Consider the following 19,205-nt stretch of genomic DNA (forward strand, 5'->3'; position numbering starts at 1 on the left):
TGCCTTGGCGTGTTGTCATCAGGCGAGACCAGCCCCTCAGGCTACGCTTCCGCTCGGACTGCCCCCTGCGGCCTCCGCGACTTTGATAAGCTCGTCAATGAGGGCCTTCGCGCAGCTAGGAAGTCCATCCAATTCCCGAGCAATCACTACGCGCTCGCGTATAGCCCAAGGCTCGTCGAGTTCCAGGATTTCCAACTTCATCGTACGGCGATGGCGAAGGGTCGCCGATAGAGGAAGGATACCAATGCCAACCCCGGCTTCTATCATCCGGCACATGGCCTCAAAACTACGAACCTGAATTCGAATTTGCAGCTTGCGCCGCTCGTCTCGGACGAGGTCGGTAAGGAAGGCGTGAAGTGTACTTCCTTCATGCATACTTACATGCTCATACTCAAGTGTATCAACAAGCGAAACGTTCGACCTTTCAATCAGGGGATGCCGAGCAGGAGTCACCAACACCAGCTTGTCCGTACTGAAATGGACGACCTCAAGACCCTCCGAGTTTAGCGGACCAGAGATGATTCCCAAATCGGCGCTAGCGTCCAACACCCCTCGAATAATGTCTCGCGTCTGGCGCTCTTGGAGGTCCACAGTGACCGCCGGCCGCTCTGCCATAAAGTGGGCGAGCACCTCGGGCATGAATTCCGTGACTGCGGTCGTATTTGCGAAGATGCGTATATGGCCAACTGAATCCTTGGAGAATTCCTCAAAGTCGCTGCGTACGTGTTCGAACTGGCGCTCGATGACCCGCGCATGCCGAAGAAGTCGCTCACCTGCGGGAGTCAGGGCCAGCCCTTTGCTTTCGCGATAGAAGAGCCGGGTTCCTAACTGGTCTTCCAGCGCCTTAAGTCTCGCACTAGCCGCAGCGGGGGATAAAAATGCCTTTTTCGCCCCACGAGATAGGTTTTCCTCCTCGGCGATGCGTGCGAACAGCCGGAGGTCGGCGAAATCAAAGTGCATGAGGTACTCCTTCAGCATAACTGTACCAAGGCGTCACTTTTGTCGCAAACTTTGTCCGAGGAATGCCCGCCGAGGTTACATGGTAGCTCTATCAAGCGCTGCTTTCGGTGGAGGCGAATGAGCGGTTCGAGAATTCGAGATTTACCGCAGGGCTCCGCGCTGCGAGACTAGCCTCCGTGCGCAGAAATGCATCTCTTACGAGATGCGGTTGATACCTGGCGGTAAAGCAGGATGCGCTGGCATCGCGTGGCGACTTCTACTGTAACGAGCAGCTGCCGCGTACCAAATTCTTTCGCCCGTTCCCGCTGTGGTAGGTCAGGCGAGGTACTTTCTTACTAAGGCTGCTATGCGTCCCCTTGATGGCATCACCGTTGTATCTCTAGAACATGCAATCGCAGCGCCCTTTTGCACCCGTCAGTTGGCCGACTTAGGTGCCCGGGTTATCAAGGTTGAGCGACCCAAGGTTGGCGATTTCGCCCGGGGTTATGACGAGCGCGTGGATGGCATGTCGTCGCATTTCGCGTGGACAAATCGCTCCAAGGAGAGTCTTGCTCTGGACCTCAAGCACCGCGAAGCGCCTGCCATCCTCCAGAAAATCCTCGATAAAGCGGATGTGCTTGTGCAGAACCTCGCCCCGGGCGCTGCCGACCGCCTGGGCCTTTCGTACCAGGCGCTTTCCCAGCGCTACCCGGGCATCATCGTCTGCGACATTTCCGGCTATGGCAATGATGGCCCCTACCGGGACAAGAAGGCCTATGACCTGCTAATCCAGGCGGAGTCGGGATTCGTTTCTATCACCGGCACGCCGGAGAGCCCTTCGAAAGCGGGTTGCTCCATTGCCGACATCGCAGCAGGCATGTACGCGTACACCAACATCCTGGCCGCGCTGTTGCAGCGCAGCAAGACCGGTAAGGGGGCGCATATTGACGTATCGATGTTGGAGAGCATGGTTGAATGGATGAACTATCCACTCTATTACGCTTTTGACGGTGCCACGCCGCCTCCGAGGGCCGGCGCATCGCATGCGACCATCTTTCCTTATGGCCCGTTCACGGCCGGTGACGGGAAGACCATCATTCTGGGGCTTCAGAATGAACGCGAATGGGATGCCTTCTGCCGGGTTGTCCTGGAGCGGCCGGAACTTGCGACTGATGAGCGGTTTGTCTCAAATTCGCTGCGTGCCAAAGGCCGGGTGGAGCTGACGGAAATCATCGCCAATGCATTTTCCTCGCTGACTATTGATGCAGTAGTGGAGCGCCTGGAGCACGCGCAGATTGCTAACGCACGCATGAATGATATGCGGGATGTCTGGAATCATCCGCAACTCAAGGCACGGGAGCGCTGGACTTCGGTCCAATCACCGGTGGGGGTCATCCCGGCATTGCGCCCTCCTGGGATGCCGCAGTCGTTCGAACCACGGATGGATGCAATCCCCGCGCTTGGCCAGCACAGCGAGAGCATTCTTCGTGAACTCGGCTACACCAGTGATGACGTCTCCCGCTTGAGCACCGAAGGCGCAATCTAACGTCACGCTCTACCGTAGACTGACGCCGCTCCCTCAATTCGTGCTGCCTCTTCACGCCTCGTTCGTGGGCGAGAGGGCGGGGGCATGCGCGCTTGCACACCAGAATTTGACCAAATGGCAACCAACAACTCTGCTCGTTCCTATCTCTTTGTGCCGGCCAATCGCCCCGAGCGCTTTGCCAAAGCTCACGCCTGCGGCGCCGATGTGGTCATTCTTGACCTTGAGGATGCCGTTTCTACTGACGATAAGGACCGAGCCCGGCACCTCTTGGTGGACTACCTGGCAACTGGCGGCTCTGGAATGGTGCGAATCAACGCGACGCAGACGCAATGGTTCGAGGACGACATCCGAGTGTGTCGCAAGGACGGTGTCCGTGGAGTGATTCTGCCGAAGGCAGAAAGCGCAGCGGATATTGCTCTGGTGGTGAAGCATCTTCCTCCGGAGGTCAAGGTTCTTCCGCTTATTGAAACCGCCAGAGGCATGGCCAACGTCAGCGAAATTGCTGCTGCACCCGGAGTAGCGCGCCTTGTATTTGGTACTGTGGATTTCCGGACTGAGCTCGGCATCGAGGGAGACGACCAGGAGTTGCTCTTCTTTCGTTCGATGCTCGTCTTGGCGTCGCGGGTTGCGGGAATTGCTTCGCCAGTGGATGGGGTGACGGTATCCATTTCCGATGTGGATGAACTTCACAGGGCGAGTGAGCGCGGTCGGAGGCTGGGATTCGGGGCAAAGCTGTGCATTCATCCAGCACAGGTCTCCGGGGTGAATGGCGCCTATCGGGCCACCGAAACTCAGCTTGCCTGGGCGAAGAAGGTCGTTGAGCAAGCCAAGACCAGTCCCGGCGCCTTCCAACTCGACGGAGAGATGGTGGATGCACCGGTCATTGCGCGCGCGGTCGACCTGCTAAGGCAGGCCGGTCCGCAGCCAGATTGAAAGCATGCACGCGCAACATTCTCAACTACGAAGTGGCCCCCACGATGAAGAAAATCTGCAGTCTCCTAGTCGCAAACAGGAGCGAAATCGCCATCCGCGTGATGCGCGCCGCCAGTGAGCTGGGTATCCGTACCGTAGCCATCTACTCGTACCAGGACCGGTTTGCACAACATCGCTTCAAGGCGGACGAGAGCTACCTCGTTGGCGAGGGGAAGAAGGCGGTTGATGCGTACCTCGACATCGATGACATCTTGAGGGTGGCAAGGGAAGCAGGCGTAGACGCAATCCATCCGGGCTATGGATTCCTGTCCGAGAATCCGGAGTTTGCCGAGCGTTGCGCGCACGAGGGCATCGCCTTCATTGGCCCGAAGCCAGAGGTGATGAGGGAGCTTGGCAACAAAGTGGCCGCAAGGGCGCTGGCCGAGCGCGTGGGTGTACCGGTGGTTCCTGCCACGAATGCTCTGCCGGATGACATCGAGGAAGCCAGGAAGCTGGCGGCGGCCATCGGCTACCCCCTGATGCTGAAGGCTAGTTGGGGCGGAGGCGGCCGCGGCATGCGGGCGATTCAGCAGGAGGGAGACCTGGCTGACGCCATCGCAGCGGCCCGTCGCGAAGCGAAGGCGGCCTTTGGCAACGACGAGGTCTACCTCGAGAAGTTCATCGTGAGAGCGAAGCATGTGGAGGTCCAGATTCTCGGCGACACCCACGGCAACATCGTTCATTTGTTCGAACGTGATTGTTCGGTGCAACGTCGAAATCAGAAGGTGGTGGAGCGGGCGCCCGCTCCCTACCTAGATGACGCCACGCGACATGCCTTGTGCGGCGAGGCGTTGAAGCTTGCGAATGCGGTGTCGTATACGCATGCCGGCACGGTGGAATTCCTGATGGATGCTGACACCGAGGAGTTCTACTTCATCGAGGTAAATCCCCGAGTGCAAGTCGAACACACCGTTACCGAGGAAGTGACGGGTGTCGACATCGTGAAGGCTCAAATTCGCATCACCGAAGGGGCGAGCATTGGTGACGCCCCGTCGGGGGTGCCAGACCAGGACGGCATCAAGCTGCGCGGACATGCTGTCCAATGCCGCGTTACCACCGAAGACCCAGAGAACGGATTCGCACCTGACCACGGCAAGGTGACTGCCTATAGAAGTGCTGCAGGCTTTGGCATTCGCCTGGATGCGGGTACAGCCTACACGGGGGCCGTTGTTACCCCGTACTACGATTCGTTGCTCGTCAAAGTGACTTGCAAGGGCCGAGATGCGGATGAGGCCAATGAGCGCATGAGTCGGGCACTGCGCGAGTTCCGGGTCCGGGGCGTGGCGACCAACCTAGCGTTTCTGGGGGACGTTATCGAACATGAAGAGTTTCGTTCGGGGCGCTGCACTACCCGGTTCATTGACAATACCCCGGAGCTGTTTAGTTTCCGCCAGCGCCGAGACCGAGCGACGAAACTGCTGAACTTCATCGCCGATGTCAACGTCAACGGCAATCCCGATGTCAAGGGCCGCCTCGTTCCCAAGTCCATCATCCTGTCGCACCCGCTTCCTCTGAAGACGGTTAGCGATGAGATTCCGGAGGGAAGTCGGACGCTACTGTCCAGGCTTGGACCCAGAGCCTTCGCCCAGTGGATGAAAGACAGTTCTGGCGTCTTGCTCACCGACACTACGATGCGCGATGCTCACCAGTCGCTGCTGGCAACGCGGCTCCGCACGCAAGACATGACCGCCATCGCACCCTACTACGCGCGCCAGTTGTCGGGACTCTTTTCAATGGAATGCTGGGGTGGCGCTACGTTCGACGTGGCAATGCGGTTCCTGCGTGAAGACCCGTGGCAGCGCCTTGCGGCACTACGCGCCGCCGTCCCCAATATCCTGTTCCAGATGCTGCTGCGCGGCTCCAATGCCGTTGGGTACACGAACTATGCGGACAACGTGGTGCAGCACTTCGTCAAACGCGCTGCCGCGGAAGGCATTGACCTTTTCCGGGTTTTCGACTCGTTCAACTGGGTCGAAAACATGCGAGTGGCGATGGATGCCGTCATTGCGTCCGGGGCGCTTTGCGAAGGCACAATCTGCTACACCGGCGATTTGTTTGACAGTTCGCGAGACAAATACAACATTCGCTACTACGTTGACATTGCAAAGTCGTTGGAAAAGGCCGGCGCACATATTCTTGGAGTCAAGGATATGGCAGGTGTTTGCAGGCCGCAGGGCGCATTCGCGCTGGTGAAGGCCTTGAAGGAGGAAGTGGGTATTCCCATTCACTTCCACACTCACGATACGAGCGGCGCATCCGTGGCGTCGGTGCTGGCGGCCGTGGAGGCGGGGGTGGATGCGGTCGACGGCGCCATGGATTCCATGAGCGGGCTGACGTCCCAGCCAAGCCTGGGTGCCATTTGCGCAGCCCTTGAGCATGACGCGCGCAAGCCGGCAGTAGGCTATCGTGACCTGCAACCCTTCTGCACATACTGGGAATCAGTCCGCAAGAACTACGAGCCCTTCGAGGCGGCGATGCGGGCGGGCACCTCGGATGTCTACCGTCACGAGATGCCTGGCGGTCAGTATACAAACCTGCGGGAGCAAGCTCGGTCGCTGGGACTGGAGGCGCAATGGCCAGAGGTCGCACAGGCTTATGCCGATGTCAACGTCATGTTTGGGGATATCGTTAAAGTCACGCCATCTTCGAAAGTCGTTGGCGACATGGCGCTTCACATGGTCGCAAACAAGCTGTCCACAGGCGATATCCTGGACCCCGCGAAGGAAGCCTCGGTGCCGGAATCGGTCGTCTCAATGTTCCGTGGAGAGATGGGCTACCCAGCCGACGGCTTCCCTTCGGCTCTGCAGCAAAAGCTCCTGCGGGGTGCCAAGCCAATCGTCGGTCGCGCCGGCGCTCATATTCCGCTGGTGGACTTGGAAGCGGCGCGCAGCCAGGCGGAACGAGAGATTGGTCAGCCGGTTTCCGACAACGACCTCGCCTCGTACCTCATGTATCCCAAGGTCTTCAAGGACTTCTGTGCGCATCGGGAACAGTACGATGACGTTTCCATCCTTCCCACCCCCGTCTTCTTCTACGGGCTCACTCCCGGTAACGAAATTGCGGTGAACCTGGAGCGGGGTAAGACGCTGTTCGTAGGCTTGAACGCCCAAGCCGAGCCGGACGAGGAGGGCGGCGTGCGCTTGTTCTTTGATGTCAATGGTCAGCCGCGCCCAGTTCGTGCCAGCAAGCGAGAGGCTGGGAAGCTTGCCGCGGGGGCAAGAATGGCCACCGCCGGCAATCCGATGCTGGTCGGCTCGCCGATGCAAGGTGCCGTGATAACTGTGAACGTCAGGGTGGGGCAAGTTGTCGCCAAGGGTGAAGTCGTGGCTGCAATTGAGGCAATGAAGATGGAGACAAGTGTCGTGGCTGAAGTCAGTGGGACGGTGAAGGAGATTCTCGTGCAACCAGGCGCTCAGGTTCGCGCTGGCCAGCTACTGATGGAGTTGCAGTAAGACATTCCAGGCTGATGAAGGCGGCGGCACACTGGTGTCGCCGCCTTCGATTCGTCAGGCTCCAATGGAACGGATGACATCCAGAGTTGTACCGTCACGATATTCGACGATTCCAACCACCTTGCCCTCGGCTGTGCCGGGCTGATGATAGTGCTCAAGGCCACGGCAGGCCTTTTCCTGCAATTCGTGGATGCTGACAACCGGAAGACCGGAGGCAATCAGTCGCTCTTTGACCTCAAGGCGAAGCGGGTTGACTGCGATACCTGCTTCCGTCACGACCACGTCAATGGTGGCGCATGTGGTGACGGTACGTACCTGCTCCACAATCTTCGGTACGTTTCCGGCTCTCAAGCGAGTTGTGACGATGGCGAGTTCGGCACCGGCTGCTGTGTCGCTGTGACCGCCGGACCCGCCAATGATGCGACCGTCGCTGGCGGTCGTCACGTTGACATTGAAATCAAGGTCGACCTCCGCTGCACCGAGAACCATGGCGCTCAGGCGATTGACAACAGCTCCCTTGTTCCAGGGATTCGCGTACATCGAGGCAGACATTGCCTGGTGAAGTGGGTTGGTGCGGAAGGATTCCACTGCACGTAGGTCGAAGCACTGAACGTCCAGCAGACTGCGAAACAGGCCTTGCTCGAGCATCTCAACCAAGTAGCCGGTGATGCCTCCAGCCGCAAAGCTGCCTTTGACACCGCGACGGGCCATGATTTCGCCAAGGGCCGCGGCAACCGCGAGAGAGATGCCGCCGGCGCCGGTCTGGAAGCCAAAGTCCTCGCCAAGGAGGCCCGCCGCTTCGATGACCCGAGCAGCCAGAGATGCAATGGCCAGGCCCACGGGCTCATCGGTTGGCCGGGTCGTCCCGGACACAATTCTGGTGCTATCCCCGATGGAATGGACAGGGACCACATAGTCGATGTAGTCCTGGCTGATGGCGATAGGGCAGGCGGGATAGGGAACCAGGTTGTCGGTGACCGCAATCACCGTGGCCGCGTAGCGCACGTCGGCTTCGGCATAGCCGAGCGTTCCACAGGCTGACGGGCCGGACACACCGTTCAAGTTTCCATAGTTGTCAGCGGTCGGTGCAGCTACAAAGGCGGCATCGATAGCTAACGCGCCTGACTCGATGAGGCGGGCGCGCCCTCCATGGGTGTGCATGAACATGGGGGCGGCAAGCGCGCCGCGCGCCACCGCGCCGGCGACGGGACCTGACGCATACCCAGTGTAAATCTGGCCAATGACGCCGGCTTCCATGAGTTCCACCCACGGGCCATGTACCGGGAAGATTGAGCTGGCGGCCACGGTCAGGCCGCGCAAGCCTTGATTCGCGGCCTCGCACAACACTGCATTGGCAACAGCATCGCCGTTGCGAAGATGATGGTGGAAGGAAATGGTTGAGCCGTCACGCAATCCGGCCGCGTCGATGGCTTCGCGCAACGAGGGCAGTACCTTCGGAGTGCCACGGGGAAATGTGCGTAGGCTGGGCGCCGCGCGCCGATGCACCTCGGGGCAACCGGTGATGCCAGCATAAGGTACCAGACGTTGGCCGCCCACCCATTCCGGAATATCACGTCCAATCTTGTTTTTCACGCGTCCTCCGCATTGCATTGTAGGAACTACAGTCCATCGTCTCTCAGGCGTGCGACCGTCTGGAGCGATACGCCAAACCAATCGTAGAACGACGCTTCCAGGTCGCCTTTGCTACCCCAGCCCACTCTGTCCCGCAGGTCCGCGACGGAGAGCTTGAACTGTATCGACTCGAATAGCGCGCGCATGAGACGTTGCGTCCGGCATATGTGCGTGAAGGCCATGCCTTGCGTGAACAGAGCGGTCCGGATTCGTTCGGGTGTCGTGTTCAGCGCATGGGCAACTGTATGAGCATTCCAGTTCTCCTGTGGGTGGTGAAAGACCGTTCCCGAAATCATGTCCCGCAGAAGCGGCGCCCATGAGGGCGTTTCCGCGCTTAGGTGCGATGGGCCCAGGGTAATTTCCTTCAGGTTCCCATCGGCGAGTTCCAGATAACAGCTAGACGCGGAAAACACGCTGCCACCCAGTTGCAGGTCGATTGATTCGAAAGCTGGAATGTCGATAGCACGGTCCGTTTGCAAAGTGCGTGAAAATCCATTTCGCGTAAGGGCATGTTCGCCGTGACAGGAGGCAATCCGCATGGGAAATGCCGGCACGAGTCTGTGGAGAGCCACTCGGGAGCGACAACGAATCTGGACGCGCATGGGGGTCTGCCGAATCGGATGGTTTGAGCCAATCTTGGCCACAGTTTCGCGCTACGTAAATCCGGTTCTTCCGAACGCTCCATTCGGGTAAACGCATGCTCGATGTTTTCTGTGCAGCCGAAAGGCTCGTTCCGAACTTGCGAATGGGAAGTTGCCCTTAGCCCGTGCATAGTGGGGGCCTAGAAAACAGACCGAAGAGACGTTCATGGACACTGCCAAGCTGAAGGAGTGGGTCGGCAACTCAACCGAGTCCCACGACGAGATAACCGCGTTCCCCGTCAAGGCGCTCTCCGCGACCCTGGACCGTGAAGACCCAGCACCGGTTCGCGGAGACGCACTCGCCCCTCTCTGGCATTGGCTGTACTTTTTGCCGTTGCACAGGCAGTCTGAGCTGGGCGTTGACGGCCATGCCAAGCGAGGCGGCTTCCTGCCGCCGGTGCCGCTTCCGCGACGCATGTGGGCCGGCGGGCGGTTGCGGTTTCATCAGCCCCTCCGCGTAGGTGAGACTGTATCGAAGAAGTCCACCATTCTGGACGTGAATGCCAAAACAGGGCGGACGGGGTCACTGGCCTTCGTCACCGTGGAGCACCAGTATTCCGGAGCGCGGGGCCTTGCGGTGACCGAAGAGCACGACATCGTCTACAGGGAAGAAGCCTCGCCAAATGCGACTGGTCCGGAGCCGGTTGCTGCGCGTACCGACGAAGACTGGTCTCGCGAAGTGGTGCCCGACCCAGTGCTGCTGTTCCGATTCTCCGCCCTGACCTTCAACGGTCACAGAATTCACTACGACCACCCGTATGTGACTGCTGTCGAGCATTACCCTGACCTCATTGTCCACGGCCCGTTGTTAGCCGTGCTGCTCCTCGACCTGGTGCGCAGGAACTTGCCTGACGCCACGGTTAGCAGCTTCTCCTTCAAGGGAGTTCGCCCCACCTTCGTGCCCCAGCGTTTTTACGTCTGCGGGAAGCGAAGCGGGGACGGGAAGTCTGTTGAACTGTGGATTCGCCACGAGGGCGGTGCGCTTGCGATGACTGCTACTGCCGAACTTAGCTAAACGAACGTACACGGAGACTATCGTGCTGAACAAAGTCGATGAACATCAAGAAATCCGCGAAGCTATCCGCGATTTGTGCGGTCAGTTCTCTTCGGAGTACTTCCGCAAGATTGACGAGGTGCGAGGCTACCCGGAGGAGTTCGTCAACGCACTGACGGCCGCCGGCTGGCTGGCAGCTCTGATTCCTGAGGAGTACGGTGGCTCCGGGCTGGGCCTGACGCAGGCGTCGGTCATCATGGAAGAAATCAACCGCGCCGGCGGTAATTCCGGCGCTTGCCACGGGCAGATGTACAACATGGGAACGCTGCTGCGCCATGGCTCGGCAGCGCAAAAGAAGGAATACCTTCCGAAGATTGCGAGCGGAGAGCTACGTCTGCAATCGATGGCGGTTACGGAGCCGACTACAGGCACCGACACGACAAAAATCAAGACCACCGCAGTGCGTAAAGGCGACAAGTATGTCGTGAACGGGCAGAAGGTCTGGATTTCGCGTGTCCAGCACTCCGACCTCATGATTCTGCTGGCACGGACCACGCCGCTGGCGGAGTGCAGGAAGAAGTCAGAAGGAATGTCCATCTTCCTCGTGGACCTGCGCGAAGCCATCGGTAAGGGTATGACGGTCCAGCCCATTATCAACATGGTCAACCACGAGACTAATGAGCTCTTCTTCGACAACCTGGAGATTCCGGCGGAGAACCTCATCGGCGAAGAGGGCAAGGGTTTCAAGTACATCCTGGATGGCCTGAACGCCGAACGTACGCTGATTGCAGCGGAGTGCATTGGAGACGGCTACTGGTTCATCGATAAGGTGACCAAGTACGTCAACGAGCGTGTGGTGTTCGGTCGCCCCATTGGCCAGAATCAAGGCGTGCAGTTCCCAATCGCCAAGGCCTTCGTGAACGTGGAGGCAGCAAGCCTAATGCGTTTCAAGGCTGCGAAGCTGTTCGACGAGCATCAGCCCTGCGGCGCGGAAGCTAACATGGCCAAGCTGTTGGCAGCGGATGCATCGTGGGAAGCCGCCAACGCCTGCTTGCAGTACCACGGTGGCTTTGGCTTCGCTGCAGAATACGATGTCGAGCGCAAGTTCCGTGAGACTCGTCTGTACCAGGTCGCCCCGATTTCCACGAACCTGATTCTCTCGTATGTTGGTGAGCACATCCTTGGGATGCCACGCTCATTCTGATTTTCTGGCCTTGTGACCTATGGTGACTGGCAATCGGTTGCGAGTCGCATCCTTAGGCCGGGTAATCGTAGGTCATGGGTTCATCGGTGTCCTCCTCACTTGGACCTCAGTTCGTGCCCCGTTTCGGAGCGAGAGGCGCAATGATGCGAGTTGCCCCCCTTGTGCAGGCCATGCAGTTCCTTGATGCCGGCATCAGGAAAATCTATTTCATCACGCGTCGCTTCGCGACGTAGATATGGCACCGATACGTAAGCTGCAGTATTAGCTGTCATAAAGAGCAGTGCAGCCTACGCAAAAAATATTAGCGGAAGCGATTTTGAAATCGCAATTTTCGCAAAATTGCATTGTCAGGAGACAAAGATGTTGCCTAAAGATGTGGCCCATATGGGGGCCGACGGGCGCTTGCTTGCTGCTCAAGAACCTATCCAAAGTCGCGTCAAAGGAATTATCGGTGCCTGCTCCGGAAACCTGGTTGAGTGGTATGATTTCTTTGTCTACGCTTATACCTCTATCTATTTCGCCTCGGCCTTCTTCCCTTCCGGAAATCAGTTGAGCCAACTGTTGGCAACTGCCGGCGTCTTCGCGGTGGGGTTCTTTATGCGGCCACTAGGCGGATGGATATTCGGTTGGATTGCGGATACCCGAGGTCGGAAAATATCGATGATTATCTCGGTCTTCATGATGTGCGCCGGCTCGCTGATGATATCCGTGTTACCAACCTATCAAACCATCGGCGTCGCTGCTCCCGTTCTCCTCGTTGTCGCCCGCTTGTTACAAGGCTTATCGGTCGGCGCGGAGTATGGTACCGGAGCGACTTACATCAGTGAGGCATCGGTCGCCGGTCGCCGAGGTTTCTTCGGGTCATTCCAGTACTTCACAATTGTTGCCGGACAATTGCTTGCGCTGTTGACGGTCACTGTTCTGCAGCATACTTTATCCCATACAGAACTAATGGAATGGGGTTGGCGGATACCCTTCTTCATGGGGGCTATGAGTTCAATTGTGGTTGTTTATCTCCGTAGAGCCATGACTGAAACGGTGTCCATGCAGGAGATGAAACGGAAGGATGCGGGCTCGATTTTTGGTTTGCTGCAACATAAGCGTGCAGTGCTGCTGGTTCTTGCATTCACTGCAGGTGGTTCGCTCTACTTCTACACGTTTACGACGTACATGCAGAAGTTTCTCGTCGTATCCGCTGGCATGAATCCAGAAAACGTTAGCATAATCATGACGGCGTCACTGGTATTATTTATGCTATGCCAACCAATTTTTGGGTTGCTGGCGGATAAAATCGGAATTAGGACCAATATGCTGCTATTTTCTGGCCTGGCGACGCTGCTAGTAGCTCCCATACTCTTCGCGCTGCACTCGGTAACGAACCCATATGCGGCATTTGGATTGGTAGTATCGGGTCTTTTGATTGCATCCTTCTACACGCCAATTGCAGGGATTGTAAAAGCTGACTTGTTCCCAGCGACGGTCCGTGCGCTCGGTGTTGGCTTGCCTTATGCCCTTGCAAATGCGACGTTTGGGGGAACTGCCGAGTACGCAGCTCTGTCGCTGCATTCGGCGCACATTGAATCGTATTTCTTCTTCTACGTTGCGGCACTTGCGGCAGTCACATTCATCGCCTCGACACTGATGCCAGACCTCGCCAAACACGGCTACCTAGACGGGTCCGGAAGGATTGAAGCGAATACCGGCTTCCGACGGCGAGGTCTATTGTGATGTTGCTCCGCAGGACCGCAGACCTGGCTGGGAGAGGTCTTGTGTGGCATAAAGCACTATCTTTGCCGAAGTTCCACCGGTTGCCGTCGTTGACCTGATGTACTTCGGGTATCGCTTACCATCCATGCGATTGGTGGAACTTTGCTCAGCAATTAGGGGGGAGGACGGGCGGCGCAGGAGCGCCGCCCGTTGTCTTTACGGCTGGGTGCGGTCGAGATGCCCGGTGTCAAGCGCGGGGTAGACCAGTTGTTGCATGACTTCTACGAGCTGTGCAGGTGCCGGGCGTTCCTGGCCGCCGGCATTGCGCCCGCGCCGAAGCGCCGGGGTGCCCCCTAGGATGGCGATGTGGGCGTTGCCGCGCGACGTGCCCCCGGCGAATGCCGCAAAAGTGTGCCGGAAACTGCAGAATGTGAGAGGGCGCTCGCCGAAGCCAAGTTCCTGTCGGACGTAGCGGGAAAACCAGCGGCTGAAGGCCATTGCACGGTAATCGGCGCGGTCCGTCGCTAGCTGGGGAAAAAGCGGGCCGCTGCCGCGCGCGGTGCGCTCGCCGGCGACATAGGCAGGGAGGCCCCACCGCAGCAAATGCGAATGGAGCGGGACATGCCGTACCCCGGCTAGTGAGGCAGTCGCGTCGTCGCGCCTGCGCTCACGAAAACGCAGGCACCACACCCCCTCGAGTTCGAGGACGTCGGACAGCTGGAGGCGGCAAAGTTCCGGCAAGCGCGCGCCGGTGTAGAGTCCTAACAGGGGCAGCCAGTATGCGGCGTCGCCCCAGGTCTTGACCTGACATTCTCGCTGTGTGTAGACGGGCGAAGCAAGCAGCGCATTGAGCTCCGCGATGGTGAATGCACGGGGGGGATTACGACGCGCCCACGATGCCGCGGGCCGCGCCTTGACGCTGCGTAACAGATTTTTGGCTGAGGTGTCAGATTGTCGGCGCATGGTTTCGCCAGGCCGTTGCGATGTCAGGTGGTACGAATTCGGTTGGTGTTCACGACGGCAGTCTTCTTCGTACGGGGGCGTCGGAGGGTGAGGCTCGAAATTATGCGCGAAGGCCTGGGCGCGGGGTGTAACGATAACAGGCTTCATCTCTAAATACTCCAATGTGGTAGGAGCTTTGTATAGCGAGGGCGGCCATCACCGCGCCCTGTCTAAAACGAATTTCCAGAAAAATTAAAAAGAACGTGAGCGCGTGCGACTTAAAATGAAGTCGCAAAGTTGGCGGCGCCGTGCCAATTGGTTGTTCCTGGCCAATTGCTTTGTCACAGATGCCTGCGGACTATGGCGGGGATGGGGACCTCGCGGCGCCTTGCGACTCTGGGCAGGGCTCAGGGGGCGAGGCGCTGCGCGGGGCGGCCGGGGGGGCTAGGCGCACCTACCACTCAGCAGGCGGCCGCGTTGTGCTGTCGCAACGCGACCTGCGACGGAGTGGTTGGCAGCCGGTCCGACGAGATATCACGGGCTGGCCGGGCGTCACATACAAACTTGGTTGCTTCTAGGAGTCAAAAAAGGACTCTTTCCAACTCCGCCACGCTTCATCAACCATCCTTGTTGGCCTCCGGCGTTTGGTGGAAGTCCGTTGTCTTGGGGAGCCCCTCGCGCCACCAGCATGGCGTCGGCGGACGAGCCGGCATCCGCCGTGGCGGATGACCAGGCGGCTGCGCAGGCTGATGGCGTGGCGGCAGTCTCGCTTTGCTCCGCCTGCTGCCCACGGGTGCCTCACCAAACGAGGTGGCCAATCGCTACAGTCAAAAGAAAGGGGGAGAAGGAATACCTGACAGGCTGCTGCCGTCTTGGGCTGTACTGGATGTTGGGCTTCTTGGACTTCTTCCGCAGCGCAGGCGTTTGCTCTGAGTTCGCGTGTTGAGAAGACTCAGTTGAACGGAAGCGCGCATCGCATCTTACAGACAAATTGACGATTGAAAGGTGCGCAGTGGTCTCCACCAAGCTGAGCATCGTCGTCTCGTAGGTGCTGGCCTATAGGTGCTCTGCCAAGCCCTGCCGAACGCCCTCGCCGTCGCATTTTGCCGGCCAGTCTGGGCGGGAAGCAGTGGACCATCCGACACTGCGAGCGTCGCTTTAGGCAGTCGAGCTTGGAGGTGGCTGACCAGGGTTTAAGTGCCGCCGTGGTCCGGCCGTACCGGGGCTTGCTGGTAGTTTCAGCGGTTTAACCGGTCGGGTCGTTCAGGGGGGCTCGAGGAATAGCCCACGTGGGCAGATGGCGCACGGGTTCAGTCAGGGACGGGAAGAGTGCACAGGAAAGATTCAAGAACATCGCTTCGCCGCCGAACGATGGCGTAGGAAAGTGAGGGGCCCGTTCAAGGGGGGAGGGCAGGCCCATCCGGCCGGCACCCGGAGTTGAATCCTTGATGAACTGCCGCGTTAGAGCGAAGCGCGTGACTGATTACCATCTTGGAAGGCTTGTAGTCGCTCCTAGGGGGAGAGTTGAACCTCATCGCGCAGCCGTGCCATGCGGCGAAGCTGTGTTGCACTCCGAGTTGCGAGCGCAAGATGCGCGAGCTAGGTATTGAAAAGGATTACGGCTACGGTTCCGGCCTGTTGTGATAAGGGCTGGCACCCGTGTCGAGTGGAACATTTCGCCGCAAAACACCCAAAAAGGTGGAAGGGTTTGCCATTTTGCGGGTGCTGTATTAAGCACGCTATGGCGAGGAAGGTGGAAGGTTTTGCCACCATCAAGGATTGATGGCGGCTCACGCATCACCGCCTGGCGCCCCGGTCAGAAGATGCCGTGCGCAATACCGAATGCGCTGGGTGCCGGCCATTCAGGATGGTTTGGTCCTGTAGACGCGCAACTGCTTTCCCTGCAAAGCATAGCCGTGCACGATGCCGCTCTCCTTGAAGGCCGCGAGGTGGCGTCGCACATGCCGATTGAAGTCCTTTTGCGCATAGGTGGAGCCCGCGGCTGCGTGCATCGCGTGCAGGTCAAATGGCAACAGGCAGGAATCGGCTTTAATAAAGCCATACAACCAGCTTGCGAGCCCGTCCTTCATGGCCAGGCGCTCACTGGCCTTCATAAACGTCAGGCTGCGCGTCAGTATCGGCATCAAATCCTCCGACAACCAGACAGACCAACACTCTTTGTTGAATGAGGCTTCGCTGACCAAACGAAAGTCGTGCATGACCGCGTGAGGGAACACTGCCCGAATGCGAGCGCGGCGCAATCTTAGGATGCAAGCCTGGAGTTTGGCAACGCTGTCACCGCTATCTGCCCAACCCAACTCGTCGCGGCAGAAGGGGCGGGCGACGAATTCGATGACATCACCGATGATTTTGCCTGAGCGATGGCGAAGAAGGGCCAGCAGTGTGCGCAGGTCGTCCTGGCGGAGTTCTTCACCTTGATATTCGATATGCGTGTTGCCATAGGTGCTCAGTTCGGTATACGTCGGATAGAGGGTGCGCGAACCCGAACCTGGGCGGAACAGGCTGCTCTTCAGCAAGAACGGTTCGAACGGCAAGCTGCCGCTGTAGAACTTCGGCAGGGTTAGCGCTGCGAGCGCAGCGCGTTCGGCGAAGCTCGGCTTCTTATCGTAAGCGAGGCCGATGCGTCCGAGGATGGCGGGGTCCAGGAGGTCGTTCATATCGGTAATAGCCCGCGGGTTGAGACAGAGTTGCTTGTCGCGGAATTGTTGTATGTGCGGAAATTGTCAAATGCCAGCGGCTTCGTGGGGAGACACTTTCCCGAGACGGAGCGCCGCGAGGGGCAGGAATTCGGTTCGCAAAGCAGGCAGCGGCGTTAGCGAAAGAAATCGGGGAACGTGCCCTCTTTCGCTCGCACTTCCTGCACGGCGCTCCCGCTATTTCGCATGGCCCTCATTGGCTCTCCGAAGGGCTCCGGGACGCGTTCGCACACAGGTGTTCAAGTCGGACGCCTGGGAAACGCAGCCTTTCCATCGCCTGAACGAGGACGGAGAATGGTAGGCGTTTTTCCCCGCCCTCGTTTCGCCCATAGTCGTTGTCCTTTGCCTTGCCCATCAGCGCATCGGTGACCGCTTGGCTGAGGCCGGATTCCTCGCAGAATGCGCGGAACGTGTGCCGGAAGCCGTGAAAGGTCAGGCGGGGGTCGTCGAGGCCAAGACCATCGAGGTAGCGGTTGAACCAGGCGCCAAAGGATTTGCCGTGGTTTCCCCATTTATCCGGGCGCAACGCCGGGAACAGGCGTTCCGTTGGGGCCGCCATCCGTCGCTGCTCCACGTAGTCCAGGAATCCCATCGCGAGGAGGTTCGCATGAAGGGGCACATAGCGCATGATGGAAGAAATACCCAGGCGCTTTTCGCGTTTTGCATCGTGCAAATGGGCGCACCAGACGCCCTCGCGCTGCACGATATCGCCGGGCCGCAGTGAGCAGAGGTCCTCCAGGCGCGCCCCAGTCATGTAACCCAAGTGTGGCAGCCAATAGGCGGCTTCGCCTGCGCCGGCAGGCGGACGAACTCCGTCGATGACGACGGGCGAGCGCAGCAGGCAGTTGAGCTCGCTCACGGTGTATGCATCGCGACGGCTTCGACGTCCTTTCAACACGGCTTTTTTGGAGTACTTGGTGCCTTGGAACGGATTCGATGGCAGCGAGCACTGGTGTGCACGGATAGCATGACCGAGCACGCCGGAGAGGATGGACAGGTTCTTGTTGATGGTCGCCAGCGAGACGGTTTCCGCGCAACGGCGCTTGTACGTTTCAATGTCGTCGAACGTGATTTGTGCCGCCAGTGCCTTCCCGGTGAGCTTCTTGAAGTACTCGACCAGGCTCCTTGCCGCGGCAACCGACCGCGCCGACGGCGCCTGGCCTTCGCACCAGGAGTCGAAGGCTGCCTCCCACGTATCGGCCGGCGAGATTAGCGGCCACAGCGGAGGCGTCTCGTGGCCGTCGCCAGCAAGTCGCGCAAGTTCTTCGTCCAAGGTCTCGACTTCGTTCTTTAGTAGCGCCGCGCGGAACGTTTTGTAGGTCGGACTGGCGGGGTCGAAATGCAGCTTTTCTGCGCTGAGGATATCGCGGGCCAGGTCATCCACATAGGCATCGTCGCGCGTGGCGCGGGCGAGGCCGCTTTGTGTCCTGGCGAGGGTGGCGAGAGCACGACGCTCGTCGAGTTCGGCGGGGCTGATGCCCAGGCGCTGCTCCTCCTCACTGGCAAGCGCATGGGCGCGGTAACGCTCGACGACGCGTTCAATCAACGCTGGCGTCAGTTCCTGGCGCTCTGTCGTTGTGTTGGCGAGCGCGCAGGTGCGGTAACGCGCGAACAGGCTTTCCACTTGCTCGAGCGTGAGGGCGTCGACGTCGATATCAATGTCGATATCGGACAGCCATTCGCCCGACGCTGCGCCACGGACGTGGTTCCGGCAATCAGCGGCGGTCTGGCCAAGAAGCGTGGCGTGAGCCTGCTGAAGGGTTTGGTTGAATGCGCGCGTGGCCTCCCGCAGCCGGGTGACGGCCGTCTTGCGGCAGGGTGTCTTCAGGCTAATCCAGATTTCGTGGCGTTGCAGGATAGGGCGGAGTTCTGCCGGAATGGCACGGCGAAAGTACAGGTTGCGCGAGTTCTTGCGCGTAGCGAGATAAGGGTGCGACATGGTGACTCCGAGACGGTTGATGTAACAGCCTCGTGTAGCACCCAGGCGTTCAAATCCTTTAATTTAGGCCGGGCTTAGGTAAGAATCGTTTTAGGCCGGTCGGGAGCGTTTCAGGGGGAGCCCGCTTGAGCGTATCCGACTTCTGTGCCGCAGGGATGCCCACCGCGGCGGGAGACTTGTCGCGTCCTGCGATGGCGGCCGTGGTCGGGTTTAACCGGTGGCGCCGGGCCTGCTGCGCACTTCGCTGCGTTCGAGCGACCTGATGGCCGGGGGGCTTTCGCTTGCCAAGGGCATTGACCAAGCCAGCCAAATCCGGTCGATGGCGGTGGAGCACATCTCAAGTCAAGCCGGGCATCGGGGCCGGGTTCACGTCATGCGGTTATACACATCGTTGACCCACCGAAGCGATCCTGGCGCCCCGGAAAAGTGTTTACATTCAAGGACTTGAAGCGGCACTTGTAAACTGTCTGAGTCTCGCGTTTACTTCTGCCTTTTTGGGTGACGCGTTGACGATTGAATC

The 19,205-nt window shown here is 59.1% G+C and carries 12 protein-coding genes; 6 read left to right on the forward strand and 6 right to left on the reverse strand.

The features are described 5' to 3' along the window. Nucleotides 1-36: 36 nt before the first annotated feature. Nucleotides 37-960, reverse strand: coding sequence for a LysR family transcriptional regulator (locus tag AC1DS6_RS18775; protein ID WP_441634792.1), 924 nt, complete (start codon nt 958-960; stop codon nt 37-39). Between the two features lie 346 nt (nt 961-1,306). Here AC1DS6_RS18775 and AC1DS6_RS18780 point away from each other — a divergent pair, with 346 nt between their 5' ends. From AC1DS6_RS18780 to AC1DS6_RS18790, 3 genes are all read left to right on the forward strand, one after another. Continuing rightward, complete coding sequence (locus AC1DS6_RS18780; protein ID WP_441634794.1) at nt 1,307-2,485, forward strand: CaiB/BaiF CoA transferase family protein; 1,179 nt, start codon at nt 1,307-1,309, stop codon at nt 2,483-2,485. A gap of 114 nt (nt 2,486-2,599) precedes the next feature. Beyond that, nucleotides 2,600-3,418 (forward strand): HpcH/HpaI aldolase/citrate lyase family protein, encoded by an 819-nt coding sequence (locus AC1DS6_RS18785; RefSeq protein ID WP_441634796.1) that lies wholly within the window; start codon nt 2,600-2,602, stop codon nt 3,416-3,418. A 44-nt stretch (nt 3,419-3,462) separates the two neighbouring features. Beyond that, nucleotides 3,463-6,909 (forward strand): pyruvate carboxylase, encoded by a 3,447-nt coding sequence (locus tag AC1DS6_RS18790; RefSeq protein WP_477102909.1) that lies wholly within the window; start codon nt 3,463-3,465, stop codon nt 6,907-6,909. A 54-nt stretch (nt 6,910-6,963) separates the two neighbouring features. Here the strand turns inward: AC1DS6_RS18790 and citF are convergent, their stop codons facing one another. Beyond that, entirely contained in the window at nt 6,964-8,502 is a 1,539-nt protein-coding gene (citF, locus tag AC1DS6_RS18795; protein ID WP_477102906.1) for a citrate lyase subunit alpha, read from the reverse strand. A 26-nt stretch (nt 8,503-8,528) separates the two neighbouring features. Beyond that, the gene (locus tag AC1DS6_RS18800) at nt 8,529-9,080 is read right to left on the reverse strand and encodes a hypothetical protein (RefSeq protein WP_441634800.1); all 552 of its coding nucleotides are present in this window, start codon (nt 9,078-9,080) and stop codon (nt 8,529-8,531) included. A gap of 268 nt (nt 9,081-9,348) precedes the next feature. Between AC1DS6_RS18800 and AC1DS6_RS18805 the strand changes: the two genes are divergently transcribed. The 3 genes from AC1DS6_RS18805 (at nt 9,349) to AC1DS6_RS18815 (ending at nt 13,108) form a co-directional block, all read left to right on the forward strand. Beyond that, complete coding sequence (locus tag AC1DS6_RS18805) at nt 9,349-10,197, forward strand: HTD2 family dehydratase (RefSeq protein ID WP_441634802.1); 849 nt, start codon at nt 9,349-9,351, stop codon at nt 10,195-10,197. Nucleotides 10,198-10,219: 22 nt separating this feature from the next. Next, nucleotides 10,220-11,380, forward strand: coding sequence for an acyl-CoA dehydrogenase family protein (locus AC1DS6_RS18810; protein WP_477102907.1), 1,161 nt, complete (start codon nt 10,220-10,222; stop codon nt 11,378-11,380). A 384-nt stretch (nt 11,381-11,764) separates the two neighbouring features. Further along, a complete protein-coding gene (locus tag AC1DS6_RS18815) occupies nt 11,765-13,108 on the forward strand; it encodes an MFS family transporter (RefSeq protein ID WP_477102910.1) in 1,344 nt (447 codons plus the stop codon). A gap of 195 nt (nt 13,109-13,303) precedes the next feature. Here AC1DS6_RS18815 and AC1DS6_RS18820 read toward each other — a convergent pair whose 3' ends face one another. The 3 genes from AC1DS6_RS18820 to AC1DS6_RS18830 all read right to left on the reverse strand — a co-directional run bounded on the left by AC1DS6_RS18820 (nt 13,304) and on the right by AC1DS6_RS18830 (nt 18,685). Next, the gene (locus AC1DS6_RS18820) at nt 13,304-14,050 is read right to left on the reverse strand and encodes a site-specific integrase (protein WP_441634808.1); all 747 of its coding nucleotides are present in this window, start codon (nt 14,048-14,050) and stop codon (nt 13,304-13,306) included. Between the two features lie 1,841 nt (nt 14,051-15,891). After that, nucleotides 15,892-16,707 (reverse strand): replication initiation protein, encoded by an 816-nt coding sequence (locus AC1DS6_RS18825; protein WP_441634810.1) that lies wholly within the window; start codon nt 16,705-16,707, stop codon nt 15,892-15,894. Between the two features lie 232 nt (nt 16,708-16,939). Further along, on the reverse strand, nt 16,940-18,685 hold the full coding sequence (locus AC1DS6_RS18830; RefSeq protein ID WP_441634812.1) for a DUF6538 domain-containing protein: 1,746 nt from the start codon (nt 18,683-18,685) through the stop codon (nt 16,940-16,942). Nucleotides 18,686-19,205: the final 520 nt, after the last annotated feature.

It is taken from the genome of Cupriavidus sp. 05L310, assembly GCF_056398185.1.